Annotated in this window: 12 protein-coding genes; 4 read left to right on the forward strand and 8 right to left on the reverse strand. The window is 65.7% G+C overall.

Going from position 1 to position 11,653, the window contains the following annotated elements; translation table 11 throughout:
- Positions 1-19: 19 nt before the first annotated feature.
- The 5 genes from AB0J29_RS09130 to AB0J29_RS09150 form a co-directional block, all read right to left on the reverse strand.
- Complete coding sequence (locus tag AB0J29_RS09130; protein ID WP_364781712.1) at positions 20-1,726, reverse strand: ABC transporter substrate-binding protein; 1,707 nt, start codon at positions 1,724-1,726, stop codon at positions 20-22.
- 25 nt (positions 1,727-1,751) lie between these two features.
- Entirely contained in the window at positions 1,752-2,966 is a 1,215-nt protein-coding gene (gene secF / locus AB0J29_RS09135; RefSeq protein WP_364781715.1) for a protein translocase subunit SecF, read from the reverse strand.
- Positions 2,963-4,699 carry a protein translocase subunit SecD gene (secD, locus tag AB0J29_RS09140; RefSeq protein ID WP_364781718.1) on the reverse strand — a complete coding sequence of 579 codons (1,737 nt, stop codon included), beginning with the start codon at positions 4,697-4,699 and terminating at the stop codon, positions 2,963-2,965. The genes secF and secD overlap by 4 nt, the downstream gene beginning before the upstream one ends.
- A 147-nt stretch (positions 4,700-4,846) precedes the next feature.
- The gene (gene yajC / locus AB0J29_RS09145; RefSeq protein WP_364781721.1) at positions 4,847-5,194 is read right to left on the reverse strand and encodes a preprotein translocase subunit YajC; all 348 of its coding nucleotides are present in this window, start codon (positions 5,192-5,194) and stop codon (positions 4,847-4,849) included.
- Between the two features lie 181 nt (positions 5,195-5,375).
- On the reverse strand, positions 5,376-6,866 hold the full coding sequence (locus AB0J29_RS09150; RefSeq protein WP_364781724.1) for an NAD(P)/FAD-dependent oxidoreductase: 1,491 nt from the start codon (positions 6,864-6,866) through the stop codon (positions 5,376-5,378).
- Between the two features lie 98 nt (positions 6,867-6,964).
- Between AB0J29_RS09150 and AB0J29_RS09155 the strand changes: the two genes are divergently transcribed.
- Positions 6,965-7,615 (forward strand): TetR/AcrR family transcriptional regulator, encoded by a 651-nt coding sequence (locus AB0J29_RS09155; protein ID WP_364781727.1) that lies wholly within the window; start codon positions 6,965-6,967, stop codon positions 7,613-7,615.
- A 148-nt stretch (positions 7,616-7,763) separates the two neighbouring features.
- Positions 7,764-8,339: a DivIVA domain-containing protein gene (locus tag AB0J29_RS09160; protein ID WP_364781730.1), complete on the forward strand. Its 576-nt coding sequence runs from the start codon at positions 7,764-7,766 to the stop codon at positions 8,337-8,339.
- Between the two features lie 69 nt (positions 8,340-8,408).
- Here the strand turns inward: AB0J29_RS09160 and ruvB are convergent, their stop codons facing one another.
- The 3 genes from ruvB to ruvC are packed head-to-tail and all read right to left on the reverse strand — an operon-like array spanning position 8,409 to position 10,671.
- Positions 8,409-9,494 carry a Holliday junction branch migration DNA helicase RuvB gene (ruvB, locus tag AB0J29_RS09165; protein WP_364781733.1) on the reverse strand — a complete coding sequence of 362 codons (1,086 nt, stop codon included), beginning with the start codon at positions 9,492-9,494 and terminating at the stop codon, positions 8,409-8,411.
- Positions 9,495-9,500: 6 nt separating this feature from the next.
- On the reverse strand, positions 9,501-10,106 hold the full coding sequence (gene ruvA / locus AB0J29_RS09170) for a Holliday junction branch migration protein RuvA (protein WP_364781736.1): 606 nt from the start codon (positions 10,104-10,106) through the stop codon (positions 9,501-9,503).
- Positions 10,084-10,671, reverse strand: coding sequence for a crossover junction endodeoxyribonuclease RuvC (gene ruvC, locus AB0J29_RS09175; RefSeq protein ID WP_364781739.1), 588 nt, complete (start codon positions 10,669-10,671; stop codon positions 10,084-10,086). Before ruvC ends, ruvA begins: the two co-directional genes overlap by 23 nt.
- Before the next feature lie 116 nt (positions 10,672-10,787).
- On the opposite strand from ruvC, the gene AB0J29_RS09180 reads away from it, so the two are divergent.
- On the forward strand, positions 10,788-10,931 hold the full coding sequence (locus AB0J29_RS09180) for a hypothetical protein (RefSeq protein WP_364781742.1): 144 nt from the start codon (positions 10,788-10,790) through the stop codon (positions 10,929-10,931).
- Between the two features lie 177 nt (positions 10,932-11,108).
- On the forward strand, positions 11,109-11,653 hold a 545-nt coding region (locus tag AB0J29_RS09185), incomplete at its 3' end, for an IS5 family transposase (RefSeq protein WP_364781745.1).

The raw sequence follows: 11,653 nt of genomic DNA on the forward strand, positions 1-11,653 counted from the left end.
ACTCACCCACCAGCACCTGTCACCGCTTCAACACCCAGCGGTCCATATTCCAGCCGGTGCCCGCCTGGGTGGGTCCGGCTATGCCGTTCTGCATACCGTTCCCGAACGCGATGGTGCGGGGTGTGACGAACAACGGAATGCTCGGCATCTCCGCCCACAGCAGGTTCTCGGCTTCGGTGCGCAGATTCAGCGTTGTGGTCGAGTTGTCATCGCCCGCAAGCTGATCGGTGATCGAATCGTAGCGGCCATTACCGAAATGACCGAAATTGAGCCCGCTACCGGTGCGCAACGCGCTGGTAGCGGCCACTCCGGTCTGGGATCCGGCCGGACCCGGCGCCGATGCCGTGCTGCCCAGGACGGCGTCGACTTTGCCCTCGGTGAGCTGGGAGGGCGTGAAATCGGCGGATCCGGCATCCACCACATTGATACCGGCCGGTTTGCATGCGTCCGCGATCATCTGCACGGTCTGCGTGCGCCGATCGTCCGGCTGCACATATCCGATCCGAATGATCGGCTTCGCCGCACCGGCGGCCGCGGCCGCCGCGGTCGCATCACCGCCCCGATACTTGCCGGACGCGCCGATCACGTTCGAGTAGTACAGCGAATCCTGCTGTGTGATACGAGAATTCAGCACCGCGGTGCCGAGTCCGGTCTTCGGTGCGTCCTTGGCCTTGCCGAGCTTTTCGAACAAGTCCTGTCGCGGCACACAGAAGGCGAAGCCGCGCCGCGCGTCCGCCGAAGCGAAGACGCCCGAGGTACCCAGGACCAACTGCTCGGCACCGCGCCCCGGCACAGTTCGCACCGAAAACCCGCCCAGATTGATGTCTTTCACCGATCCGGCGCCGATATCGATGACCCCGACCGCATTGTCGCCGACCTTCGCCTTCAGATCGGCGGTCTTCGGATACACCACGATCCGCCCGGTCTCGGGCTTATTGCCCCACCAGCGTTCGTTGGCGACCAGCACCAGACCGTCCTCGGCGGAATAGGAATCGATCCGATACGGCCCCGACGACGGGAACCGCGAAAGATCCACCTTGTCCGCGCCGATCGTCCACCCGGTGTTCCAGAAGTCGGCGATCCGCTGCAGCGCGGCCTGATCACCGGACTGCACGGCCGTCACCACATTCGGCACATTCGCCACCCGTGCCGCCACATGCGCGGGCATCAACTCACCCGCGGTGAACAGGTTGCGCCAGGGCAGGTAGTGGTGGTCGGCACGGAACACGACGGTGGCGTCCTTGGATCCTGGCTGACAGTCCACCCGCTCGATATCGGCGTATCCAGCGGTGCTCGCGGCATCGAACAGCGGAACCTGGCCGCGGTCGCCTGGTTTGGTGTAGCGGCCGCTGCGCGCGGCCCAGGCGAGCACCAGATCGTCGCATGACGTCGGCACCCCGTCGGAGTACACCCCGTCCGCATTGAGCCGGTACTGCACCGTCTGCGCCTCACCCGGCACCTCTTTCGCGGTGCCGACATCGGTGTCCGCTACCTGCTGACCGTCCGGTCCGGTGTAGAAGAACCCGGTCAGCACCCGCGCGAACACCGCATCCGAGCCGCTGCTCGCACCGAGCGTGGTACCGCCGTTGTAGCTGGCGATCACCGCGTCGACGGCATAGCCGATGGATGGCACCTGGTTCTGGCTGGAGCACCCGACCACCACCGTGGCAGCCACGGTACCCGCAGCCACTGCTCCGATCAGACGTGCCGCTAGCGACTGCTTCATATATGCAAACCCCTGCCGTCAGCTGTCAGTGCCTGCGCTTGTTCCGCTTTCCGCTCGGCCGGGCGCCCGGACGCGGAGCCTGTCCCAGTTCTTGCGCGAAGCCCGGCTCCTGCACGGGACGCGCACCCGGCTCCCGGCCGGTCGCCGCGAACGCGCGCCGCTCCGCCTCGTCGCCAGCACGCGCCGACGCTAGTCCGGCCCGCTTGTTGAGCACCTTCTTGGTGTGCGCCGCGACCGGACCCCACCGCTCCTTGATCGACACCAGCAGCGGCACCGCGAAGAAAATCGACGAATACGCGCCGACGATCATGCCGACCAGCTGCACCAGCGCCAGATCCTTCAGCGTGCCGACGCCGAGCAGCCACACCGCGATCACCAGCATGCCGACAATCGGCAGGATACCGATGACCGTGGTGTTGATCGAACGCATCAAGGTTTGGTTCGCCGCGAGATTCGCCTGTTCGGCATAGGTGCGCCGGCTCGTATTGACCACACCGCGGGTGTTCTCCTCGACCTTGTCGAAGACGACGACATTGTCGTAAAGCACGTAACCGAGGATGGTCAACAGACCGATCACCGCGGCGGGTGTCACCTCGAAGCCGACCAGCGAGTAGATGCCCGCCGTGATGATCATGTTGAAGAACAGCGACGCGATCGCCGCGATCGACATATCGCGTTCGAAGCGGATCGCGATATAGACCATGGTGAGCGCGATGAATACGATCAGCGCGATCACCGCCTTCTTGGTGATCTGGCTACCCCAGGTCTCGCTGATCTCGGTGATGCTGATCGCATTGCGCGAGACGTTGCCGTCCTTATCCTTCGGTTGGAAGGCGTTGAACAGCGCGGTCTGCACCGCGTCGGTTTGGGCGGCACTCAGCGTGTCCGAACGGACCTGGATGGTCTCCGCCGAACCGGATCCGACCTTCTGCACCGTCACCGGGGCGTGGCCGATGGTCTGGGAGTAGATGTCCTCGACCTTCTGCGTGGTGGCCGTCCCCGCCGCGGGCAACTGGATGCGCGATCCGCCCGCGAAGTCGATGCCCAGGGTGAATCCGCGTATTCCGATGCTCAGCAACGAGATCAATACAAAAGCCGCGGTCAACGCGTAGTAGAAACGCCGCCGGCTGACGATCTTGAATCCGCCGGTACCGGTGTATAGACGCTCGAAGACGCTGTGCTTGGGCGCCTCGTAATCGTTCACCTCGTCGGTGAAGGGCTCCAGGGTCGAGTTCGTCATCGTGCCGTCTCCTTAACCAGCGCCTCGCCGGCCCTACGCTCCCTGGCCACTACTTGAATCGCACCGAGCCCGTTGACCGACGGTTTCGCCCAGAACGACGAGCGCGAGGCCAGCATCATCAGTGGCGCGGTCACCAGGTAGAGCACGATCACGTCGAGGACGGTGGTGATGCCGAGGGTGAACGCGAAGCCCTTCACCTGACCGGCGGCCAGGATGTAGAGCACCACCGAGGCGATGAGGCTGACGGTCTTGCCCGAGAGGTTGGTGCGCTGGGCGCGCTGCCAACCGCGCGGCACCGCCGAACGGAAGCTGCGACCCTCGCGCATTTCATCCTTGATGCGTTCGAAGAACACCACGAAGGAGTCGGCGGTCAGACCGATACCGATGATCAGACCGGCGATACCGGCCAGGTCGAGCGTGAATCCGATCCACCGGCCGAGCAGCACGATGATGCCGTATACCGCCACACCGGAGGCGATCAGCGAGAATCCGGCGAGGAAGCCGAGCATCCGGTAGTAGAGCAGGCAGTACAGCAGCACCACCGCGAGACCGATCGCACCCGCGAGCAGACCTGCGCGCAGCGAGGACAGACCCAGCGTCGCCGAGACTGTCTCGGCCTCGGAGGTCTGGAACGACAGCGGCAGCGAACCGTACTTCAAGGTGTTCGCGAGTTCCTTGGCGCTGGCCGCGGTGAAACTACCCGAGATGGTGGTGCGACCGCCCTGCTGCGGACCCGACTGCACGACCGGCGCGCTGACCACCTTCGAGTCGAGCACGAATGCGACCCGCTTGTTGATGTACTCACCGGTCAGCGAGGCCCACTCATCGCTACCGCCGGATTTGAATTCGAGGTTCACCTCGTGGCGCGCCTGCTGCTGGTTGAGTCCGGAGGTGGCGTTCTTGATCTCCTGGCCGTCGATGCGGCTCTTGTCCAGCAGGAAGATTTCCTTACCGTCGGTGGAGCAGGTGACCAGCGGCAGATTCGGATCGTCGTTACCGGTGAGCGGGTCGGACTTATTGCAGTCCAGCGCGGCCATTGCGGCCTGCTGCACCGTCTGATCGGTGCTCTGCCTGGTCGCCTTGGCGTCCGCGATCTCCTTCTTCGCCTGTTCTTGCGGCGTCAGCCCGCCGGGCGGGGTCGGCGGCGGGGTCGGGGCCTGCGCGGGGAAGACGCGCGGCTGCGGGGCCGACTCCAGCGCGGGTGCGGACTCGGTGGTCGGCGCCGCCTCGGTGGCGGGCGCGGGCTGGGTCGGCACGGTGCCGTCCGGATTGAGCTGGACGGTGTCCGGAACCGTGCCCGACGGCGCCATCCCCTCGGTACCCGACGTTTGCGCCGACGCCTTACCGCCGACGGCGGGCACCGCCGACAGCACCGGACGGATGTAGAGCTTGGCGGTCGTCGCCAGCGCCTTGGCCTGGCCACCGTCGTCACCCGGCACCGTGATCACCAGGTTGTCGCCGTCGATGACGACCTCGGAACCCGAGACACCAAGGCCGTTGACCCGGTTCTCGATGATTGTCTGCGCCCGGCGCAGGCTGTCCTGGCTGGGTTTGCTGCCGTCGGGGGTGCGGGCGGTCAATGTGACACGGGTGCCACCCTGCAGGTCGATGCCGAGCTTGGGGGTCGAGGAATGGTCACCGGCGAAGAACACCAGCGCGTAGATCACGGCCAGCAGCACGGCGTAGACGCCGAGCAACCGGAGCGGATGCGCCGATCCCTGGGAAGGTGGCACAGTTGGTCATCTCCTAGGCGGAAGTCGAGGATGGAACAGGCTGGGCGCGACCGGGCACCCGGACGGATAGTCCGCGGCGAACTGCGCACACGGGCCGGCCCTTTCGAGCAGCCTGCAAGCAATCGCTACGGTAGCCAGTGGAACCGGTCAGTCCTTGGTCAGCCGGGTTTCGGTCTGCTCCGCGGACTCCTCGACGGGACCGGCCTCGGCCTCGTCGGTCACGGTCTCATCCGTGGTCTCGTCCTCGGTGCGCACATCACGGATGGCCTGCCGCAACCAGGTGGTGATGACATCCTCGGCGATCTCGAGATCGACCGTGGTGTCGTCGAGATCGACCACGGTGCCGTACAGACCCGACGTGGTGGTGACCTGATCGCCGACCTTCAGGCTGTCCTGCATGACCGTGACCTTCTCGGCCTCGCGCTTCTGGCGACGTACACCGAGGAACATGGGCACGAGCAGGGCTACCAGTAGGAGCGGAAACAGAAGTTCCATCGTCGAAGTCAGTCCCTAGTCTGTGGGTGGTAATGGGCTATTACCCCAACAGTCTGCCAGCTCATGTCGGCACCACCACACCGGCACACCCTTGACGTACCGGAATGCCGATCTCCGGCGATGCAGGACAGCACGCGCCCGGCGACCGAGCGACGGTTGGCGGGCGCGCAACGCCGGCGCCCTAGGCGATCTTGCCGTACGTATAGTCGTCGAGCGGGAAGCTGACCGCCTCGCGGTGAGCATTGACCGTGCTGGTGGGGCGTAGTAGCGCGGCCTCGCCGTGCTGGTTGAAGTAGTAGCTGCGCGCGGTCGCGCAGTCGCCGCCGTAGAACACCGAGGAACCCAACTTCTCGGTGACACGGTCCAGGAACCGGGTATTGGCCTGCTCGGTCACCTCGAAGGTGGTCTCGCCGCGCCGGAACATTTCACCGAGCAGCCTGCCCATATGTTTCATCTGGGCCTCGATGGTGGTGAAGTAGGACAGGCCGCTGTAGGAGTACGGGCTGTTGAGGCTGAAGAAGTTCGGGAACTTCGGCACGGTGATGCCCTCGTAGGCCTGGAAACGATTGTCACGCCAGAACTTTCCGAGATCGACGCCGTCGCGGCCGACGATCTCGATGGCCGGGAAGTTCACATCCCATAGGTTGAAGCCGGTGGCCAGGATCAGGGTATCGATCTCGGTCTTGTGCCCGTCGGCGGTGACGATGCCATCGGCCTCGATGTGATCGATCGAATTGGTCTCCAACCGGACATTCGGCTGGTTGAACGTCTTGAAGTACTGGTTGGAGAAGGTGGGACGTTTGCAGCCGAAGTCGTAGTGCGGGGTGAGCTGCTTGCGAATCTGCTTATCGCGCACCTGCGCCCGCAGATGCGCCTTGGCGAGGATGCCCGCGGCCATATTCAGTGGCTTGGCCTGATTGAAGTGCAGTACGCCGATCACCATGAGCGCCTCCAGCAGACTGGTGTTGACCAGCCGCGCGGCCTTCTGGGTCCCGGGCACCCGCGCGAACAGCTGCTGCACCGGCCCGGGAATCTCGGCGTCGATCTTCGGCACCACCCAGATCGGGGTGCGCTGGAAGACGGTGAGTTCCTTGGTCTTCTTGGCGGCCTCGGGTACCAGCTGCACGGCAGTGGCGCCGGTGCCGATGATGGCGGCCCTGCGACCGGTCAGGTCGAAATCGTCCTCCCACGCGGTGGTGTGGATGATCTTGCCCGCGAAGGAATCAATGCCGGGAAACGGCGGCGTGTAGGGCTGGGACAGGAACCCGGTGGCGGTGAGCAGGTAACGGCCGGTGAGGGTTTCACCGCCGGCGACGGAGACGACCCAGTGCTGGTGCTCTTCGTCCCAGCGGGCGCCGTCCACCACGGTGCCGAAACGCATCCGGCGGCGCAGGCCGTACTTGTCGGCGACATGGGCGGCGTACTTCTTGAGTTCCTTGCCCGGTGCGAACAGGCGCGTCCAAAACGGGTTGGGCTCGAAGGAGTACGAGTAGGTCACCGAGGCGATATCGACCGCGAGACCCGGGTAATGATTGACATGCCAGGTGCCGCCGAGGTCGTCCTCGCGCTCCAGAATGACGAAATTGCTCAGACCCAGCCGGTCGAGCTCGATGCCCGCGCCCATGCCGCCGAATCCCGCACCGACCACGACCGCGTCGTATCGAGGCGCCACGTCGAACCTCCCGCTTAAAACATTCCATCGGGAATGTAGGAACCGTCCCGCACGGAATGACACATCATTCCGTTTGTGAACACCGTATCATCGGAGACGTGACGAAGCCATCCACGCGTGCGCCCCGCCCAGCGGCCGGAAATGTGATCCAGCGACGCAAGGCCGAACTGCGGCAGGAAATCATCGATACCGCATTCGTCTGCTTCGCCGAGAAGGGCTATCACGCCACCGGCATCGCGGATATCGCCAATGAATTGGGCATCGGCCACGGCACCTTCTACCGGTACTTCACCAATAAGCGCGAGATCATCGACGTGGTCATCGACGATCTCGCCACCAGGATCATCGAGGCGCTCGGCACCGATAACGCGCCCGAGGCCGCCACCTCCCTTGACGAATATCGCGCCCAGATCGATCGCATCGGCACGGCGCTCACCCGGATTCTCGTGGACGATCGCCGAGTCGCCCAACTGCTGCTATTCCATGCCACCGGCATCGATGACGAACTCACCGCCCGGCTCTACGGCCTACTCGATATGGCCGACGCCCTCACCGCGGACTATCTGTCGCACGGCGTCGAACTCGGCTATCTGCGTGCGGATCTCGATACCAAGTACACCGCCAAGGCGGTGACCGGCATGCTGCTCGCGGGCATCGTGCACGGACTGCGCAATCCCGACGAGGCCGCGGTGCGGGAGTTGAACGAGGCGATCCGGCGGCTGCTCATCGACGGTGTGCGCAAGGAGTGAATTCCGGCAAATCTCCATGCCCACATGGGCCGATTCCGGCTAGGTGGGTTCCGGATCGAGCGGCCGACAGGGGCAACACGTGTTCGGCAGAGACCGGCTAGCTCGAAAAAACCGCATTCGCCGCGAGCAGGGCAGCGCCCCTGCAACAATGTCGCAGGTGACCCCCGACGACGTGAGCCGAATCCACTTCGACACCATGCCACCCATGGGGCATGGCGGCTATCACGCTGATGAGGTCGACGCGTTCGTGGAACTGGTCTCGGCGACCTTGGCCGGCCAGGGCGTGCTGACCGCCGACGATATCCGGCACGTCGCCTTCGACGCACCGCGCTTCGGCGGCCGCGGCTATCAGGCCGACCAGGTCGATGAATTCCTGGACCAGGTCCGCATCGAACTGGAATACCGACAGCGTGGCGCCCGCCCGGTCCCCGCCGCTGGCAATGGTTCCGGTCCCGCCGCGCTGCTCACCCCCGACGATGTGCATCGCATGCAGTTCACCCAGGCCGCGGTCGGCCGCCGCGGCTACGACATCGAGGAAGTAGACGCCTTTCTGGACCTTGTCGCCGCTACCGTCACACACGGCGGGCCCGGCAGCCTGACCTTTTCCGACGTCCGCGCCGTCCGCTTCACCGAGGCCCGCCTGGGTACCCCCGGCTACACCCGCGACGAGGTCGACGCCTTCCGGGATCTCGTCGTCACCGCCCTCGAAAACAACCATCGCTAGCCCACTGCTCGAGGCGCGACCCGGGTCAAAGGCCAACTGGAATCCATGGCGGCATCGCCCGAGGCCGGATCAGTCGAACAGGTCGAGGGTCGGGTGCGGTTCGCGGCCGCGGACTTCGATGGAGCCGAAGACGAGATCGGGGGGCGGCACGAGGCCGAGATGTTCCCAGGCCGCGGCGGTCGCAACGCGGCCGCGCGGGGTGCGGGCGACCATGCCCGCGCGGACAAGGAACGGCTCGCACACCTCTTCGACGGTCGCGGCCTCCTCCCCCACGGCGACCGCGAGGGTCGAAACACCAACGGGCCCACCGCCGAAGCTGCGGACCAGCGCGCCGAGGACGGCGCGGTCGAGGCGGTCCAGGCCGAGCACATCCACGTCGTAGACCTCGAGCGCGGCCTGGGCGATGGGACGGGTGATCAGGCCGTCGGCACGAACCTCGGCATAGTCGCGGACGCGACGCAGCAGCCGGTTGGCGATGCGTGGGGTGCCGCGGGATCGGCCAGCGATCTCGGCGGCGGCGTCGCGGTCGATGGCGACGCCGAGAATGTGGGCCGAACGCTGCAGAATACGCAGGAGTTCTTCGGGGTCGTAGAAATCCATATGGCCGGTGAAGCCGAAGCGATCGCGCAGCGGTCCGGTGAGCGCACCGGACCGGGTCGTCGCGCCGACCAGGGTGAACGGCGCGATATCGAGCGGAATCGAAGTCGCCCCAGGGCCTTTCCCGACGACCACGTCGACGCGAAAATCCTCCATGGCGAGGTAGAGCATCTCCTCGGCAGGGCGGGCGATCCGGTGGATCTCATCGATGAACAGCACATCGCCCTCGACCAGATTGCTCAGCATCGCGGCGAGATCGCCCGCGCGTTCCAGTGCGGGACCGGACGTAATACGCAGTGCCGTACCGAGTTCAGCGGCAATGATCATCGCCATGCTGGTCTTGCCGAGCCCGGGCGGACCGGACAGCAGCACATGGTCCGGAGTGCCGCCGCGCTGTTTGGCACCGCGCAGCACCAGCGCGAGCTGTTCGCGGACGCGCGGCTGGCCGATGAAATCGTCCAGGGACTTCGGGCGCAAACTGGCCTCGATATCACCGTCGGATTTGAGATAGCTTGCACTGACCTGGGATTCGGCGTCCGGTTCGGGATCGTGATCCATGACGTCCTACCGGTTCTTCCCCAGCGAACCGAGCGCGGCCCGCAGCGCGATCGAGGTATCGGCGGCCGGATTCTCGGCGAGTACGGCATCGACCGCGGGCTCGGCCTGTTTGACCGGGAACCCGAGTCCGACCAGCGCGTCGACAACCTGCTCGCGCACCGGCGTGAGCACCGGCGCCGGTGCGCTGCCGGGCGGACCCGCCTGCACCGGAACGAGATTCACCTTGTCGCGCAACTCGACAACCATGCGCTCGGCACCGCGCTTACCGATGCCGGGCACCCGGGTCAGCGCCGCGACATTGCCTTCCGCCAGCGCCTTGCGCAATGCCTCGGGCTCGAGCACCGCGAGCACCGCCATGGCCAGCCTGGGGCCGACGCCGGAGACGGTCTGCAAAAGGCCGAACAGGTCACGTGATTCGGTATCGGCGAAGCCGAACAGTGTCATCGAATCTTCGCGCACGATCATCGTCGTGAACAGCCGGGATTCCTCGCCGCGGGTCAGTGTGGACAGCGTCGCCGGGGTGACATTGAGCCGGTAGCCCAGGCCCGCCGCCTCGATCACCACATGATCGAGCGCGATCTCGAGCACTTCACCGCGTACCGACGCGATCACCGCGCACCACCTTCCGTTGTTCGGCAAGCCGCTGTGTATACCGCCGCTGCGCCTCGGCGGCCCGCGCCTCGGCCTCGGCCATCCGGGCCATCAGCGGCGCCCGCCAACAATGACAGATCGCCAGAGCCAGCGCATCGGCCGCATCCGCCGGTTTCGGCGCGACCTGGAGGCCGAGGATACGCGTCACCATCGCGGTCACCTGAGCCTTGTCCGCGGTACCGTTGCCGGTGACGGCGGCCTTCACCTCGCTCGGGGTGTGGAAGGCCACCGGTATTCCGCGCCGGGCAGCCGCCAGTGCAATCACTCCGCCCGCCTGTGCGGTACCCATCGCGGTACGCACATTGTGCTGTGCGAATACCCGCTCGATCGCGACCGCGTCGGGTCTATGCGTATCCATCCAGCGTTCGGCGACGTCGGCGACGCCCACCAGCCGGTACGCCAGGTCCATATCCGCGGGGGTGCGCACCACATCGACGTCGAGCGCCGTCACCTTCCGCCCCAGTCCGCCCTCGACGATTCCGAGGCCGCACCGGGTGAGTCCCGGGTCGACGCCCATCACCCGCACACGATCCCCTCTCGAAAGCACGAACAACTGTTCGAGAGTCTAGTGGACGCGGCGCGCACCCGGCACCAACGACACGGTGCCCGTCCGGGATTCGGCTGGTCGCGAGTCAGTTGAACGTGGCAGGTCACGTGCCGCCGCTGGATCCGCTGACGCTGGCCGACACCCTGCCGGTGCGGACGGATCCGGTCATGGTCATGGCCTTGGTCCACGGCAGCGGCGAACCATTGGCCTCGGCGGTGTTGACATCGCCACTGCTGTAAGTGAGCGTCTGAGAACTCTGGTTTCGGGTGCGTGACGCTCGAGATTTGAGCGAACTCCTGGTAGAGCAGTGATTGCTGAGGTCAATTGCTGTACCAGGAGTTCGTTTGTCATCATCGCGTATTGCTGTGTGTTCGTCGTGCCCGACTCGCGAAAGAGCACCGGGGCATCGGTGTGGGGTGTATCCGTCGTCGACAACTGATCGGCAGTGGGCGGTACTCGAACCGCTGCTGCCGCCGCCGGGTAATCGGGGCGGAAAGGGTGGGCGACCCGAATTACATTGCCGCCGTGCGGTGTTGGACGCGATCTTCTACGTCGTGCGTGGTGGGATCGCGTGGGGGATGCTTCCGTCGGAGTTCCCTCCGGTCAAGACTGTCTATGACATCTACCGACGCTGGGTCGCCGCAGGTGCGTGGCAGCGCATCAACGACACACTGCGCGACCGGATCCGGGCGGCCGAAGGACGCGGCCCGATGCCGACCGCGGCGATCATCGACTCGCAGTCGGTCCGCGGCGCCGATACCGTGCACCGCGATACCCGCGGCTACGACGCGGGCAAGAAAACCAACGGCCGCAAACGCCACCTCGCCGTGGACACCACCGGTCTGCTGCTGGTTGTCGTGGTCACCGTCGCCTCGATCCAGGACCGCGACGGCGCGATCCGGCTGCTGGCCGCGATGCGCGCGAAATTCTCCACCATCACCCTGCTCTGGGCCGACGGCGG

Origin of the sequence: Nocardia sp. NPDC049707 (assembly GCF_040674855.1) — a bacterium.
Classification (GTDB): domain Bacteria; phylum Actinomycetota; class Actinomycetes; order Mycobacteriales; family Mycobacteriaceae; genus Nocardia.

What these genes read in the sequence shown, in the direction of transcription:
- AB0J29_RS09130 (WP_364781712.1), bottom strand. Translation starts at nt 1,726, where the DNA reads ATGAAGCAGTCGCTAGCGGCACGTCTGATCGGAGCAGTGGCTGCGGGT.
- secF (WP_364781715.1), bottom strand. Translation starts at nt 2,966, where the DNA reads ATGACGAACTCGACCCTGGAGCCCTTCACCGACGAGGTGAACGATTAC.
- yajC (WP_364781721.1), bottom strand. Translation starts at nt 5,194, where the DNA reads ATGGAACTTCTGTTTCCGCTCCTACTGGTAGCCCTGCTCGTGCCCATG.
- AB0J29_RS09160 (WP_364781730.1), top strand. Translation starts at nt 7,764, where the DNA reads ATGTCGCAGGTGACCCCCGACGACGTGAGCCGAATCCACTTCGACACC.
- ruvB (WP_364781733.1), bottom strand. Translation starts at nt 9,494, where the DNA reads ATGGATCACGATCCCGAACCGGACGCCGAATCCCAGGTCAGTGCAAGC.